Source organism: Hyalangium sp., assembly GCF_045802625.1.
In the GTDB taxonomy this organism is placed as follows: Bacteria; Myxococcota; Myxococcia; order Myxococcales; family Myxococcaceae; genus Hyalangium.
Genome location: NZ_JBJMQP010000052.1, coordinates 1 through 15,191 on the forward strand (window position 1 = coordinate 1; position 15,191 = coordinate 15,191).

The following is a 15,191-nucleotide window of genomic DNA, read 5'->3' on the forward strand; positions in this document are numbered from 1 at the left end:
CCCGCCCGAACTCAATGATGCTCGTGCATGCCCGTCAGCTCGCGGAGCCGATCGAGGAGCTTCCACAAGTCGAACGGCTTCTGGAAGAAGTCGGCGCAGACGAGCGGCCCGTCGCGGGTGAGGATGGACTGAGACACGGCGCTCATCATCACCACGGGGATGTCCCGCCACCGGGCGTCCGCGTGCATCTCGCGCAGCAGCTCGCGCCCATCCATCACGGGCATCATCACGTCCACGAGCGCCACGTCCGGCTTTGCCTGCTCCATGCGGGCGAGCGCCTCCCGCCCATTCCCGGCTGTCACCACCCGGAAGCCCTCGTCTTCGAGGATGCCGGAGAGCGCATCAAGGATGGCGTGCTCATCGTCGACGAGGAGAACAGTCTTCACTTCCTGCTCCCTCGCCGCTTGCGAGCGGTGGAACCGCGGGTGCTCCGCCGAGTCGAGGGCGACAGCCCCTGGTCGGTGAGCACGGCCCCCGTGCTGTCGAAGCGGCCCCCAAGCTGGAGGCCACGGTCGGTGATGAGCAGCTCGCGCACGCCCGGGTCATGCCCGCTCTCGCGCGTCTTGAGGATGGCCAGCACCCGCCGCAGCTCGCCCTTCCACTCGAGCTGGCGCAGGAACAGGTGGTTCTCCACCAGCGCGGACAGCCCCTTCACCGGCGTCTCCACCTCCGGGCCAAAGAGCACCCGCATCTCCTCGGTGAAGACCGTGGTCACCTCCAGCGCGCGCAGCTCGTTGGTGAAGGCCGCGAAGAAGCGGTTGATGCGCTCGGGGTGAACGGTGGACTCCTTGAAGCCCACCAGCCCGTCGATGAGCAGCCGGTGCACACCCCGGCGCTTGATGGCCGCGACGATCTTCACCGCCAGCGCATCCAGCACCAGCTCCACCGGCGGCTGCCAGATCATCTCCAGCAGCCCGCCGCGCACCGCCTCCGCCATGTCCAACCCGATGGCCTGCCCCTTGCCCACCAGCCGCGGCGGCGACTCGTAGAAGCCAAAGTACAGACAGGGCTCGCCCTGCCGCGCGCCCTCGGCCAAAAACTGCAGGCCCAGCAGCGTCTTGCCGCTGCCCGAGGGGCCCATGATGAGCGTGGCGCTGCCGCGCTGCAGCCCGCCGCGCAGCATCTCGTCCAGCGCCGGCACCCCTACCGGCACGCGCGCGCTGTACTCGCCCGGGACCGCGACGGGGTCCGACAGCATCGCCTCCGAGCGTGGGTAGACGGTGATGCCTTGATGGGAGATCTGAAAGACGTGGCGGCCCCGCAGGTGCGCGCTGCCGCGGAACTTGCGGACGATGAGCTCGCGCACGGCGCGCACGCCGATGAGCTCGTCCGTCAGCTCGATGAGGCCGTCCACCATGGTGTGCTCGGGGTGGACGTCCTCGGGCGTATGGCCGTTGGTGAGCAGGAAGGTGGTACAGCCGATGACGCTCACCAGCGTGTTCAGCTCGTGGACGAACTCCTTGAAGGCCAGCTCGTTGGGCGCCGAGGCGCTGGCGCTCACCAGCCCGTCCAGCACCAGCATGCTGGCGCGGTGCTCGCGGATGAGCTGGCGCAGCATCTCCAACAGCCCCTTCAGCCCCTCCTGCGTGAGCACCCGGTAGGCGCTCACATAGTGCAGCGCGGAGGCCAGCGGCTCCTCGGAGAAGAAGGCCATGCCGCGCAGGTGCGCCAGCATCCGCCCATGCGTCTCCGCCAGCAGGGTGACGTAGACCACCCGGCCGCCATGGGCCACGTGGTGGAAGCAGATCTGGTTACCGAGGATGGTCTTCCCCGTGCCCGGCATGCCCGCGACGATATAGGTCCCTCCCTGGAGGAACCCTCCATCGAGCACGGCGTCCAGTCCAAGGACACCGCTGGGGATGCGCTGAAGCACGGGTGGAGCCACGGCCGTCATTGCAGGGAGCCTCGGTGCCCCGAGGGGGAGAGGCTGAGACCCGCCAGGCCAGAGGGGCGGGCCGCCGGGGGCACGGCGGAGCGGGTCACCCTGGCCTGGAAGCGCCAAGGCGCGCGCAAGCTAGCACCCGGAACATGCCCTGTGTGCCACTGAATAGAGCGGAGGAGGGACGCAGGGAGGAATGAGCGCGGAGGGGGACGAGGTGACATCACGGTGGCTTTCCGCTTGATCAGGCAACAAGTCGTACGAAGGTGCACCGGCATTTTTCGGATCTGGACTGAAAAGCGACATGCCGAGGCAGGCGGGCGTCTTCCAGCAGACACCGTGTCCGAGCCCTGAGGGGAAAACCCCAGGGCCTGGAGTGGCGTGGCCGACGGGCCGAAGCGTTCTGGTTCTACCCAGCCCTTCGCCCTCGTGGACACACGCCAAGCCGCACGGAGCATGCTTTCGTGCGTGGCATGAGACGACTCCACCTCCTGCTCTTCGCCCTCCTGCTGCCCACCGGCGTCGCGCTGGGTCAGGAGGGAGCTCAGCCCTCGGCGCCGCCTCCTCCGGCCGAGCCCGCTCCACCGCCACCGCCACCACCGCCTCCGCCGGAGGCGCCGAGCCCGCCCGAGGCGCCCCCCACTCCCAGGGCGGAGCGTCCTCCCCCCGAGGAGCAGAAGCCGGGCATGGAGACGCTGATCTCCGGCCAGGCCACTCAGGGCGCTTATGGCGCCCCCGTGCTCATGTACAGCCGCGTCATGGACCGGGATGCCCTCTTCTTGGGCGGCCAGGGCGGATGGATCGCCAACCACCAGTTCGTCATCGGCGCGGCCGGCTATTTCATGGCGACCCGCATCCCCGCGCCCCCTGGCGTGGTGAACCTGGGCGAGGACCTGCGGCTCGAGTTCGGCTACGGCGGCCTCTGGCTCGAATACATCTTCCTCCCCGACAAGATCGTGCACGCCTCGCTCGGCACGCTCCTGGGAGGAGGAGTCACCAACTACGTCCGGCTCCACTACAGCTCGCATGAGGATCGAACGCGGGAGAGCGATGTGGTCCTGGTCGCCGCGCCCGTCCTTGCCGTGGAGCTGAACATCACCCGCACCATCCGGCTGTCCGTGGGAGCGGGCTACCGCTACGTGGGCAGTGTCGACCTGACGGGGATGCACTCGCAGGACGCGAACAGCTTCACCGGCTCGGTGCTGGTGAAGTTCGGCCGGTTCTGAGGCAGGGCTCTGGGCACGGGCGAGCCTCTGGCCGCCTCACCCGCGGGGCAGCTCGAAGTCGGCTTGGATGGCGGCGTGGTCCGAGCCCGCCAGACCGCTGCCCGGAGCATCCCGGTCCACTCGGAACGAGCCCGGGGCCTCGTGGCCGGCGGCATCACGAGCCCGGTAGAGATGATCGATGGCCTGCGAGGCCCCCTGGAACCACACCGTGCCGATCTCCTCCAGGGGGAGGCTGCTGGAGACCCGCTGAAGCGCTCCACCCTGCTCCAGCGCGTCGAGCGGCGGCGAGCCCGGGACATCGTTGAGATCTCCCCCGAGCACGATGAGCGCTCCCGGGCGCTCGGCGGCCACCGCGGTGATGATGTCATGCGCGGCCGCGGCCTCCGCGTAGCGGCGGCCCGGATCGTCGTCCACCTTGGAGCGGAAGTGGGCGGCGAAGACGATGACCTCGGCGCCCTCCACGCCGAGGCGCACCTCGAGAAACTCCCGAGCGAACGACGTGGCCGTCCCATCCGGCCGGATCAAGACGGTTTGAGCCCGGTGACGGCGCACCTCCCGGAGCGGGTACGGAGAGAGGACGGCCACGTCCACCGAGGCGGCCGTACCAAGCTCTCCGAGCACCGCCGTGGAGAACCCCGGCAGCCGGGCTTGGAGCGCGTCCAGACACGCCTGGGTCTCCACCTCCGAGAGCAGCATCACCCCGGCCTTCATCGAGGCAATGCCTCTGGAGAGCTGCTCCGCGCGAGCGGTGAAGGCCTGGAGCGTGGGCAACTCCTCGTAGGCCGAGCCCCCGCAGCTTCCGGAGTCACAGACCGTGTCGAAGAAGCGATGCACGTTGAAGGCGGCGATGCGGACCGTGCCGGAGGCCGGCTCCTGCTGAACGTTCGGATCCGGCTGCGCCCCTCCATCGTCGGAAGAGGGAGCAGGAGAGCCCGGGCTCTGCGGAGCGAAGCTCTGGCCTTCGAGGCACCCCGCCGAGCCCACGAGCACGAGCAGCAGGCCCGCGAAGAGCCACCTCCCAAGGAGGAGGGGATGCGCCGAGGCACGCGAATCACTCAGGAGCCACACAGGCTCAGCCTAGCCCGGGCGCCGAGGCATCGCTCACTTCTTCGAGCCAGAGCCTCCGATTCCCGTCTCCGTCTCCTCGGGGGCCTGCTTCACCTTGCCAACCTGATCCAGGTTCTCGTGCTTGTTCACCGAGAAGCGCACCAGCGCGCGCAGCAGGCGGTTGCGCTTCACGTTGCCGATCACCTGCTGGAGATCCTCGTACACCGTGGGATCGGAGATCAGCCCGCCCACCGTGCCCTCGCCGCTGGCGATCGTGGAGGTGATCTTCTTCAGGTCCGCCGCCGCGCTCCCCAGGTCCGCGAACATGCCGCGCGCATCCCCGTAGACGAGCTGGTGCACCGCTCCGTTCGGGCTCGCCTTCGCGTCCTCGATGAGCCCCGCGAGCTGCCCGGCCGCCGCGCCCAGCTCACTCAGCGCCTGGGCGCCCTCCTTGCCGTAGATGAGCGCGTGCGCCGTGCCGTTGCCCTTCTGCACCTCCGCCAGCAGCGCCTCCACGTGCCCCACCGCCGTGTCCATCCGCTGCGCCATCTGGGACGCGCTCGCCAGCAGCCCCCGCACCTGCCTCCCGGATTCCTTGTCGTAGACGAGGGCGTGCAGCACGCCGTCCCCCTTCTCGACCTCTTCCAGGAGCGCGCGCAGGCTGTGCAGGCTGGCCGACACGTCCTCCGCCAGCCGCGGATCCGCGTACGTCTCCACCGCGGCCCTCAGCGAGTGGCTGATGGCCCTGGAGTCATTCAGCACGTCCCCGGCCGCCTGCATCAGCGTGTTCAGGTCTCCGCTGGTGTCCGTGCGCAGCTCTCCCCCGGGAGGAATGGGCGGCGTCTTCATCGTGCCCAGCGAGATGTCCACCGCCTTCTCGCCCAGCATGCCCAGGCTCGACAGCCGCGCCACCGAGTCCTGCCGCACCCGCTCCGCGTACTTCCGCGTCACTCGGATGCTCACCTGGATGCCGCGCTCCGCCGAGTCCTCGGTGAAGGCGATGCCCACCACCCGGCCCACCTCCAGGCCGCCGATCCACACCGGCGACTTGTCGGTCAGGCCCTGCACGTTCGGGAAGAAGGCGCGGTAGGTGATTTGCTCCTCGAAGAGCTGCGTCTCCTGACCGATGAAGGAGACCACCACGCCGGCCAGCACGAGCCCCGCCGCCACGAAGAGCCCCGCACGCCAGGCCATGCGCCGCTCACGCGGAGTGGACGTGAACAGGCTCATGACACCACCTCCTGCCGCTGGAGCTCCGCCCGCCGCGCGTCCATGAAGGCGCGCACCTCGGGCACGGTGGAGTGACGCACCTCCTCGGGGGTGCCCACCTGGACGATGCGCCGGTTGGCCAGCATGGCGATGCGGTCCGCCACCTCGAAGGCGCTCATCATGTCGTGAGTCACCACGATGGATGTACAGCCCAGCTTTTCCTTCATCGAGTTGATCATCGCGTTGATGCTCTGGGTGGTGACGGGATCCAACCCCGTGGTGGGCTCGTCCCAGAGGATGACCTCCGGGTTGGTGGCGATGGCGCGCGCCAGGCCCACGCGCTTGCGCATGCCACCGGACAGGTCCGCGGGCATCATGTTCTCGGTGCCCGGCAGGTTGACCCAGGACAGCTTCTCGGCCACGCGGCGGGCCACCTCCTCGGAGGGCAGCTCCGGGAAGTGCTCGCGCAGCGGATAGGCCACGTTCTCCCCCACCGACAGCGAGTCGAAGAGCGCCGCGCCCTGGAACACCATGGCCACGTGGCGGCGCACCGCGAAGAAGTCCTCCTCGCGGAAGCGCGTCACGTCCTGCCCCTGGAAGAGGATGCGCCCCTCGTCCGGGGACAGCAGCCCGATGAGGCACTTGAGCAGCACGCTCTTTCCCGAGCCCGAACCGCCAATGACCGCCAGCGTCTCCCCGGCGCGCACGGACAGCTCCACATCGTCGTAGACGCGCTTGGTCCCGAAGGACTTCTTCAGGTGCTCGAAGTGAATGAGCTCATCGCCGGCTGCGGGCGGGTGGAACTCCAGCTTGGGACGGGGTGCGGACAGGCGCATGGCGCTAGAGGTAGAGGGAGAGCTTGGTGATGAAGAAGTCGGCCAGGCAGACGGTGACGGAGGTGATGGCCACCGACTGCGTGGTGGCGCGCCCCACGCCCTCGGTGCCGCCCTCGACGGTGAGCCCCTTGAAGCAGCCCACCAGCCCAATGGTGACGCCGAACACGGCGCCCTTGATCACCCCCGAGACAAAGTCGCTCATGATCACCGAGTCCAGCGCGCCCTGGAAGAACAAGCTCAGCGAGATGCCGTACTGCACGTTGACCACGAGCGCGCCGGCCACCATGCCGATGACGTCCGCCAGCACGGTGAGCGTGGGCAGCACCAGCAGGCACGCGAACACCCGAGGCACCACCAGCTTGCGCAGCGGATCCGCGCCCAGCGCGCGGATGGCGTCCACCTGCTCCGTCACCGTCATGGCCCCCAGCTCGGCCGCGATGCCCGAGCCGATGCGCGCGCCCACGGTGAGCGCGGTGAGCACCGGGGCCAGCTCGCGGAACAGGGTGAGGATGACGACGCGGCCCACGGTGTATTGCACCCCGAAGCGCGCCAGGAAGAAGCCGAACTGCAGCGAGATGACGAGCCCCGCGAACGTCGACGTCAGCAGGGCGATGGGCATGGAGCGCACGCCCAGGGACTCGGTGTGGAACACGAGCGCGCCCCAGTCGTACGGCGGGCGCACGGCGCGGGAGAAGACCTTGCCCGCCATCACCATCATGGCCCCCAGCGCCTCCAGCCGCTGGCGGAGGCGCGCGCCCACCGAGAGCCGGGGCTCCGCGGGCGAGAGCTCGGCGCTGCCGGCCGGGGAAGTCTCCACCAGGGTGCTCATGACTTGCGCTCCGCATGGAAGCCCGCGACCAGCTGGTCGAAGTCCCGCATGCGAGGCTCGGCCTGCCCGGGCGGGGCGACGTAGGTGAAGTCGAAGACGCAGCCGTCCTTCTTGAGCACCACCAGCTCCAGCTCCACGGGCACGCCGTCCAGCTTCGCCAGGTGGCGCGAGCGCAGGGCCTCGCGGCCGTCGAGCGGGATGAGCTGCTGGGACACCTCCCGCCGCTCGGTGAAGCCCATCAGCAGGTGGCGGGTGAGCACCGGCAGGGGCGGATCATCATACCCCTCGCAGGTGGAGTTGACGGAGAGCGCCCGGCCGGTGTCCGCCTCCGAGAAGGCCAGATCATTTCCCTCCACGAAGACGCGGTGCCAGTAGTCCGGCAGCTCGCCGATGCGGTAGCCCACCTGCTTCTTGGACAGGACGGAGTCCTCGAAGCTCACGCGATGACACCCCGTGGCGGCGAGCAGGACCATCAGTGTCAGGAACAGGGGAAGCCGCGTCATCACTCCGTCTCCGAGGAAACGAAAGCTAGGCACGGACTCCCAGATGACTAGGGGTCCCCCAAGGCAAAGGTTGATTCGGCGGCACTCTAGGAGGCAACCTCGGGCGCGGCCTGGACGGGCGGCAGGAGGATCCGGAACGTGGAGCCTCGGCCGGGCTCGCTCTGCACCTGGATCTCTCCGCCCATCGCCTCGATGGTGGCGTGGCAGATGGACAGCCCGAGCCCCGTGCCTTCCCCCGCCTCCTTGGTGGTGAAGAAGGGCTCGAAGATGCGAGGGAGGATCTCCGGGGCAATGCCCTGGCCCGTGTCACTCACCTCGATGACGGCGCGCCCTCCCGTGTCCCGGCGGGTGGTGACGCGGATCTCGTGGCGCTCGGGGTCGCCCCCGGGGATGGCGTGCACGGCATTGGCGAGCAGGTGCAGGAAGACCTGGCCCAGCCGCCCCTCATCCCCCATCACCGGCTGGGACACCCCATAGTCCTTCACCAGCCGCGCGCGGCCCCGCAGCTCCTGCTCCATCATCCCCAGGGTCCGGTCGAGCACGGTGTGGAGATCCACCTGGCTGGGGGGCTCGGCCTGCGCGCGGGCGAGCGTCCTGAGCGCCTGGACGATCTTGCGCACCCGCTCGGCGCCATGGAGCGCGTCGGTGAGCGCCTCCTCCACCTCCTGCCAGCGCTCGCGCTCCTCCTCGCGCTTCGTCAGGGCGCGCAGCTCCGTGGAGAGGTAGCGGAGGTTGGACAGGATATAGGCGAGCGGGTTGTTGATCTCATGCCCGACGCCAGAGGCCAGGGTGCCCACCGCCACCAGCTTCTCCGCGTGGGCGAGCCGCTCCTGGGTGGCCTCGAGCTGCCGCAGGCGCATGGCCAGCTCCGCGGTGCGCTCGTCCACACGGGCCTGGAGCTGAAGCTCGCGCTGGCGGGCCTGATAGAGGCGGAACCACACCAGGCCCGCCGCGAGCAGCACGGCGGCCAGGACGCATCCGACACGGAAGAGGATCGTCTCGACGAAGCGAGGCCGCAGGCGGAACGACACCACCGCGCTCTGCCGGGGTTCCCCACGGCCCGCCGCGGTGAAGGCCTCGACGAAGAAGCGGTGCTCTCCCGGAGGCAGCCGGGTGTAGTAGGCGACGCGCCGGGCCCCGGCCTCCACCCAATCCGCGTCCACGCCCGCCAGCTTGTAGCGAAAGTGCAGCCGCTCCGAGGCGCCCAGCGCCGCCGAGGTGTAGTGGATCTCCACGCGGCCCTCTCCGGGAGGAATGCGGGGCCACTCGGAGGCGGGCACGAGACGCCCGTCCACCCACAGCTCCTCGATGAGCAGCGGTGGCAGGGAGGTGGACACCTTCTCGTGCCTCGCTTCGTAGGCCACGGCACCGCGGATGGTGGGGAACCACAGCCGGCCGTCCTGGGCGCGGATCCCCGAGGGACCTCCCAGCGCGTTGCATTCGGCGGCTCGCATCCCATCGTCCACGCCGTAGACGCGGGGCGTGACGCGGGCGAGCCGCCCGTCCGCCACGGCCTCCAGCTCCTGCTGCGAGACGCGGGAGATGCCCTTGTTGCAGGTCATCCACAGGTTGCCCTTCCCGTCGGGAACCAGCGCGAGGACGACATCGTCGAAGAGCCCCTGGGCGCGCGTCAGGCGGACGAAGCGCCCCTGCTTCCAGCGGTAGAGCCCATCCGAGGTGCCGACCCAGAGCGTGTCGCCGTCCTCGAGGAGGCTCCGGATATCGCCCTGGATGGGGGCGCCCTGGGAGGACAGCGGGGTGGCCTGGCCCCGGTCGAACCAGGCCAGGCCTCCTCCCTGGGTGCCGATCCAGAAGCCTCCCGCGGCCCGCCGCTCCAGCACGCGAATGGAGGCGCCGAGCACCTTGTCCTGCGGAGCCACCACCACGAACTGCTGCCCATCCCATCGAGCCAGCCCCTGCTGGGAGCTGACCCAGAGCGTGCCCTGCTCGTCCTCGTAGACGGCCTGCCCCAGGGGATTTCGGGGGGGCTGGCCCTGCTCGGGGAGGGTGGTGAACGCGCCATCCCGCCAGCGGATGAGGCCCTTGCGCGTGGCGAACCAGACGCTCCCGTCGTGGCCCTCGGCGATGCCGAAGACCATGTCGTCGACGAGCCCATCGCGCTTGGTCCAGCTCGTCATCTGCCCGTCCTTCCAACGGGCGACGCCGCCGCCCAGCGAGCTGAACCAGAGGCTGCCGTCCCGCGCCTCGAGCAGGGCGCTGATCATGCCGCTGCCCATCCCCTCGGGCGGGCCATAGGGAATGAAGGGAGCGTCCTTGAGGCGGTACAGCCCTTGGGTGCCCATGCCCAGCCAGAGGTTCCCCTCGGAGTCCTCCAGCAAGGACAGGATGGAGCCGCTCTCCAGGCCGTTCGTGGTGTTCAACACGGAGCGCTGGCCGTTCACCCAGCGCAGCAGCCCCTGGCCCCTGCTCGCCACCCAGAGGGCGCCATGATGATCCACGAGCAGCTTGGAGATGGGACTGCCGAGCAGGCTCGCCGCCGGGACCGGGAGCATCATCCCGTCTTGCAGCCGGTACACGATGCCGCCGAGATCCGCCGCCCAGAGGACTCCCCGCGCATCCACCACCAGGGACGACACCAGCGGTGGAGGCCCCTGGAAGGAGGGGCCGGGGAGGAACGCCGAGCCATCCCAGCGCTGCAGCCCCTGGGAGGTGGCCACCCAGAGGCCGCCGTCCTCGCCCTCGGTGAGCGCCAGCACGTGATTGTCCGCCAGCCCCTGCTCGGTCTTCCAGACCTGGAACTGGCCTCCGGACAGCCGCATGAACCCGCTGCCGAGGGTGGCGATCCACACGCCCCCGTCCCGCGCCGGCTGCAGCATGTGCACGTCGCGTGCGATGACACCGTCAGGCAGGGGGACGGAGAAGAAGCTCCCCGCTCGCAGGCCGGCCAGCCCCTGGTTCGTGTTGATCCACAGCGTCCCATCCCGGTCGAGCGCCAGGGCCGTGACGGAGCGGTCCTGCAGTGCGGGCGTGTTCGCCGGATCGAAGACGGTGAAGCGCACCCCGTCGAAGCGCACCAGGCCCTCGTAGGTGCCAGCCCAGAGGTAGCCATCCGGCGTCTGCGCCAGGGCCTGGGTGCTGTTCTGTGGCAGCCCGTTCTCCGCCTGCCAGATCCGGTGGGGGAATTGGTTGAGTTCCTTCCCCGGCTCCAGGGCGGACGCGCTCCCCGCCACCACGAGCACGCCCACGAGCACGCCTGCCATGAGCCGGCGAGCATGGGCATCAAGGAGGGCAGCGGGGGGACTGCGCCTCCGGCGAGGGCTTCGGGGGAGACGGCGCATGGGGTGGGCGATCCGGATTCTACGCCCGAGCCGCCGTGCGAGTGGAGCACTCTGCCCAGGAAGTGGGTCCCTTGGAAGCTGACGCGCCGGGCTCGCGCAGTGCGTCGAGGCAGTGGCGTTCGTCTCCCAGCCAGCATATGCCCCGGCCCAGCCACACCATGATCCGCCCTCGCCTCTACCTCCTCGCCGCCGCCGTGCTTTGGTCCACGGCGGGCGCGGCCGTCAAGCTGTCCACCCTCAGCGCCTACCAGATCGCCTCGGGGCGCTCGTTGATCGCGGCGCTGGTGCTGTGGCTCGCCTTCCCGGCTGGGCGCAAGCGGCCCTCGCTGCGCGCGCTCGGGATCGCGGTGGCGTACGCGGCCACCGTGGTGCTGTTCATCATCGCCAACAAGCTCACCACCGCCGCCAACGCCATCTTCCTGCAGGACACCGCGCCGCTCTATGTGCTGCTGCTGTCGCCCTTGCTGCTGCGCGAGAAGCCCACGCGGGGAGAGCTGACGGCGGCGCCCATCTTCCTCGTCGGCCTGAGCCTGTTCTTCCTGGATCAGCTCCAGCCCGGCCAGCTTTTGGGCAATGGAATCGCGCTGGGCTCGGGCGTGGCGTTCGCGCTCACCATCCTCGGGCTGCGGGCAGCCAGCGCCGAGGGGCAGGTGGTGCTGGTGTGGGGCAACCTGCTGGCGGGGGTGAGCGTGCTGGTGCCCGCGCTGAGCGGCCCCACGCCCACGGTGCTGGATGGAGGGATCCTGCTCTTCCTCGGCGTGTTCCAGCTGGGGCTGGCGTACACGCTCTTCAACCTGGGCATCCGCGAGACGCCCGCGGTGGAGGCCTCGCTGCTCATCCTGCTGGAGCCCGTGCTCAACCCGGTGTGGACCTTCATCCTCGCTGGGGAGCGGCCGGGCCCCTGGGCCGTGGTCGGGGGCCTCATCATCCTGCTGGCCACCGCGTGGCGGACGGTGCTGGGCGCACGGAGCGCGGGCGCCTCACCGCCCAAGCCCGGGCCCCCCGAGAGACAGCCGGGCTGAGCAGACATGGGAGGGAGGCGGCGCACCGCCTCCACTCCCCGCCCGTGGGCTTACCGCGCCGGCAGGATGCCCTCCATCACGCGAGGCCCGGTGGGCTCGTCCACCTGGTCCGACTGCCACTCCGCCCACTGGTCCAAGCCGATGGAGAGCTGCAGCGAGAAGTCCGTGGAGACCCACTGCGTGGCGCCGTTGGCGTACTGCGGCTTCTTCACGCCGGTGCCCGAGAAGGGGGTGCTGCACGCGAGGTTCGCGAAGTACGTGGCATCCACGTCCGGCTGACCGGGCGCCTCCGCGCACTGGCCCTCTTTGGGCTTGTCATTAGGCGTAACGATGAAGGCGGGCGTCGCGCGCGTCTTGTCCGGCACGGAGCCCGTCATGTGGCAGGACAAGCAGGAACTGCGCGTGCTGTCGGCGGGGCCATCGAGCCGGCTGTTGCAGCCCAGGTGGCCACCGTCCGAGTCCGCGTTCCAGCGATCCACCACATCCCACTCGATGACCTCCTGCGTGAAGCCGTTCTTGCGAGGATCCACCGGCTCGAATTTGGCCAGTTTCCCCGCGGGCGGCGGATCGTTGAACCACATCAGCCCCAGGGTGGACAGCCGGTCCCAGGGGTTCTTCTCCGAGGCCTTGGCCTGCCCATCCGCGACGAAGGTGCCATACACCCAGCCCGAGGGCGAGCGTTTGTCCGCCACCGCGATGTCGACCTGCATCAGCGTCACCTCGCCCAGGGTGCGCTTGCACTCATTGCTGATCTTCTGGAACGAGCAGGGCTCGCACATGCAGAACTCCGCACTGCTGATGTTGGCCTTCCACTTGGGCATGTTGGCCAGGATGGGGAGTTGCTTCTCATTCGCCGTGGTGAACAGCAGCTTGCCGATCACCGCCCCGTCCGGGAACGCCACGTTGCTGGTGGGAAACACCGGGGTGCCGTTCGGCTTCCAGACCTGCCCCAGCGTGTACGCGGCGCGGGGGTTGTAGAAGCCCACCGCCCAGACGGTGCTCTTCAGCTCGCTCTTATCCTTGAGCTTGAAGGTGACGGGCGCCTCGCGCGTGAGCCCGTGGACGAACTCGCGCCCGCTGAGCGGCTCGTAGGTCTGGAAGGGCATGTGGACCCAGTGGCGCACCGGGTTGTTGCACAACGTCCAGTCCTTCTCGATATCGCCTCCGGAGGCGCCCTGATCCACGTTGCCTTCCTGGATGTAGTGCAGCACGGCCCAGGAGTACTCATGGGCCTGCTTGTGCATCTCCTCCTGGCTCAGCCCCGGCTTGAAGGGGTTGAACGCCATCCAGGGCTCGTTCTGCTCGGCGGGCAGCTCGGAGGGGTACTGCTGGCTCAGCCGGAAGACGGGGCCATTCCAGTCAGTGGGCGGCTGGTTGGAGATCTCCTGCCCCATCCACATGCCCGTGCTGGTGAACTTCGGATCCTGCCAGTAGTTGGGATAGGGCCCCTCGCACGTGCCCGGAGCGCTGATACCGCCGCCTCCCTGTTGGCCGCCACCTCCCTCTTGGCCGCCTCCATGGCCCATGGTCGCGCACGCCCAAAGCGTGGCCGACGCCGCGACGGCCCCGACGGCCAGCATCCACTTCATTCTCGTCATGTGTGTCTCTCTCTCTCAGCTACTTCGTCACCAATAGGTTCTGCATCATCCCCGCGTCCTCGTGGGGGATAATGTGGCAGTGGAAGACGTCCTTGCCGGTCCACTCCTTGAACTTGATGCGGATGACGACCGGCGTGTTGTGGGGGACCCAGACGGTGTCCTGGATCGTCCCGGGCTCCATGAGCTGGTCTCCCACGGAGATCACCTCGAAGGAGTTGGTGTGCAGGTGGAAGGGGTGTCCCTCGTTGGAGCTATTCGTGTGGTGACCGTTGTCGTGGATGGTCCACTCTTCCACCGCGCCCAGCTTCACCTGCACGGGCGTGGCCGTCTCCTCGTACAGCGAGCCGTTGACGGCGAAGTCCAGGCCCACCACCAGGTTCTGCGTGGGGGGGAACATCATGTCGAAGCTGATGTCGCGCCGGGTCCCTATCTCGCTGATGAGCGGGTAGTGCCGCTTCGGCAGGGGCAGGCTCTTGGGCAGCGGCATGTCCATGGGGTCGCCGGTGATCTTGATCTGGGCCAGCACCTTCGCCTGGCTCTCGAGGAACTGCTGCTTCTGAGCCAGCTGCATGATCGAATAGACGCCCGGCGTGGTGCTGCCCTTGATGAGGAACTCGGCGCGGCCACCGGGGGCCAGCAGCACCTGCTCCTGGCCATCCACGGCGTCGGGGTTGTAAGGGCGCTCACGCGGCGCGGGGTAGTTCACCCCGTCCATGGCCAGCAGGTACATCGTGTGCCCCTGGACCTCCAGGGGGATCATGTTGTCGCTGCAGCCGTTCAGCATGCGGAAGCGGACCACCTCGCCGGGACGCACCTTGTAGATCGGCACGGTGTCAAGGAGCTCCTTGCCCAGGGGCTGGGTGGGGCTCGCCGCGTTGTGCGTCTCCTGGAAGACGGGCGCGCCGTTGACGAGGAATAGCCGCAGCGGGAAGTCGCCCGTCGTGAAGCCGCTATCCGCCGGAGCAATCGTGGCTCCCTGGCCATTCTTGACGGAGGCGGTGCCGGCGAAGGTGTCCCAGATGGCGTTCTGCGGAGGATCGTAGCTCCAGACGCCCGGCTGGCTCTGGGACTCGAAGAGGCCGACATCCTGAACAGCGATCGGACAGTCCTTGGCGGCGGCGATCTCCGGCACCTCGTCAATGGCGCCCTTGACGATGATGAGCCCCGCCATGCCGTTGCCCACCTGCACGGCGGTCGAGCCGTGGTGGTGGGGGTGGTACCAGTAGAGCCCGGTCGGGTGATCGTCCGGGAGCTCGAAGGTGTAGTCCTTCTGCGACCCGGGCTCGATGGCGATCATGCGGGCCGACGGATCCTCGGTCCCGACGGGCTCGAAGAGGTGCGGGACGACCTCCAGCCCGTGCACGTGCAGGTTGGTGGTGTTGAGGTGGTGCGGAATGTTCATCTTCACCGTGTCCGAGAGGCCGGTGAGGCTGGCCCAGGCCGTCGAGTCGTAGGGCGGCAGCTGGTTGTCGATGTGGAAGGAGAGCTTCGCGCCCGGCTTGGTCCGGACCGTGGGGCCAGGGATGGCACCGCCGTAAGTGCGCAGCCGCACGTTGTAGCCAGCGAGCGTGAGGTTGGCGAACTGGACCGTCAGGTTGGTGGGCTCGGAGGGCTCGGGATCCGGGCAGCCGGTGAAGTTGGTCAGGCTGACCCCGGCCACCAGGCCGGTGCCAGCCTTCAGAAGACTCCGCCGCGAGAAGGGATTCATGAGAGGGACTCCAGGGACAAGAGGTGGCGGAGCTT

12 protein-coding genes are annotated in these 15,191 nt (G+C 69.0%); 2 read left to right on the forward strand and 10 right to left on the reverse strand.

The genetic code is table 11. The annotated features are described in order from the left end of the window. Positions 1 to 11 precede the first annotated feature (11 nt). Together ACJ8AT_RS09690 and ACJ8AT_RS09695 are read right to left on the reverse strand one after the other, a co-directional pair. Positions 12 to 386, reverse strand: a complete 375-nt coding sequence (locus ACJ8AT_RS09690) for a two-component system response regulator (RefSeq protein ID WP_407737371.1) — start codon at positions 384 to 386, stop codon at positions 12 to 14. After that, positions 383 to 1,885 carry an RAD55 family ATPase gene (locus ACJ8AT_RS09695; protein ID WP_407737372.1) on the reverse strand — a complete coding sequence of 501 codons (1,503 nt, stop codon included), beginning with the start codon at positions 1,883 to 1,885 and terminating at the stop codon, positions 383 to 385. Before ACJ8AT_RS09695 ends, ACJ8AT_RS09690 begins: the two co-directional genes overlap by 4 nt. 467 nt (positions 1,886 to 2,352) lie before the next feature. Here ACJ8AT_RS09695 and ACJ8AT_RS09700 point away from each other — a divergent pair, with 467 nt between their 5' ends. Then, on the forward strand, positions 2,353 to 3,105 hold the full coding sequence (locus tag ACJ8AT_RS09700; protein ID WP_407737373.1) for a hypothetical protein: 753 nt from the start codon (positions 2,353 to 2,355) through the stop codon (positions 3,103 to 3,105). A 36-nt stretch (positions 3,106 to 3,141) separates the two neighbouring features. Here the strand turns inward: ACJ8AT_RS09700 and ACJ8AT_RS09705 are convergent, their stop codons facing one another. The 6 genes from ACJ8AT_RS09705 to ACJ8AT_RS09730 all read right to left on the reverse strand — a co-directional run bounded on the left by ACJ8AT_RS09705 (position 3,142) and on the right by ACJ8AT_RS09730 (position 10,750). Continuing rightward, positions 3,142 to 4,095, reverse strand: a complete 954-nt coding sequence (locus ACJ8AT_RS09705; RefSeq protein WP_407737374.1) for an endonuclease/exonuclease/phosphatase family protein — start codon at positions 4,093 to 4,095, stop codon at positions 3,142 to 3,144. Positions 4,096 to 4,206: 111 nt separating this feature from the next. Next, positions 4,207 to 5,382, reverse strand: coding sequence for an MlaD family protein (locus tag ACJ8AT_RS09710; protein ID WP_407737375.1), 1,176 nt, complete (start codon positions 5,380 to 5,382; stop codon positions 4,207 to 4,209). Further along, positions 5,379 to 6,197 carry an ABC transporter ATP-binding protein gene (locus ACJ8AT_RS09715; protein ID WP_407737376.1) on the reverse strand — a complete coding sequence of 273 codons (819 nt, stop codon included), beginning with the start codon at positions 6,195 to 6,197 and terminating at the stop codon, positions 5,379 to 5,381. Before ACJ8AT_RS09715 ends, ACJ8AT_RS09710 begins: the two co-directional genes overlap by 4 nt. 4 nt (positions 6,198 to 6,201) lie before the next feature. Then, complete coding sequence (locus tag ACJ8AT_RS09720) at positions 6,202 to 7,026, reverse strand: MlaE family ABC transporter permease (RefSeq protein WP_407737377.1); 825 nt, start codon at positions 7,024 to 7,026, stop codon at positions 6,202 to 6,204. Continuing rightward, the gene (locus ACJ8AT_RS09725; RefSeq protein ID WP_407737378.1) at positions 7,023 to 7,529 is read right to left on the reverse strand and encodes a hypothetical protein; all 507 of its coding nucleotides are present in this window, start codon (positions 7,527 to 7,529) and stop codon (positions 7,023 to 7,025) included. The genes ACJ8AT_RS09720 and ACJ8AT_RS09725 overlap by 4 nt, the downstream gene beginning before the upstream one ends. An 86-nt stretch (positions 7,530 to 7,615) precedes the next feature. Then, the gene (locus ACJ8AT_RS09730) at positions 7,616 to 10,750 is read right to left on the reverse strand and encodes a two-component regulator propeller domain-containing protein (RefSeq protein ID WP_407737379.1); all 3,135 of its coding nucleotides are present in this window, start codon (positions 10,748 to 10,750) and stop codon (positions 7,616 to 7,618) included. A 236-nt stretch (positions 10,751 to 10,986) separates the two neighbouring features. On the opposite strand from ACJ8AT_RS09730, the gene ACJ8AT_RS09735 reads away from it, so the two are divergent. Next, positions 10,987 to 11,850, forward strand: a complete 864-nt coding sequence (locus tag ACJ8AT_RS09735) for a DMT family transporter (protein WP_407737380.1) — start codon at positions 10,987 to 10,989, stop codon at positions 11,848 to 11,850. A 50-nt stretch (positions 11,851 to 11,900) separates the two neighbouring features. Here ACJ8AT_RS09735 and ACJ8AT_RS09740 read toward each other — a convergent pair whose 3' ends face one another. Together ACJ8AT_RS09740 and ACJ8AT_RS09745 are read right to left on the reverse strand one after the other, a co-directional pair. Beyond that, a complete protein-coding gene (locus ACJ8AT_RS09740) occupies positions 11,901 to 13,448 on the reverse strand; it encodes a hypothetical protein (protein WP_407737381.1) in 1,548 nt (515 codons plus the stop codon). Positions 13,449 to 13,467: 19 nt separating this feature from the next. Further along, positions 13,468 to 15,156, reverse strand: coding sequence for a multicopper oxidase family protein (locus tag ACJ8AT_RS09745; RefSeq protein WP_407737382.1), 1,689 nt, complete (start codon positions 15,154 to 15,156; stop codon positions 13,468 to 13,470). Positions 15,157 to 15,191 lie beyond the last annotated feature (35 nt).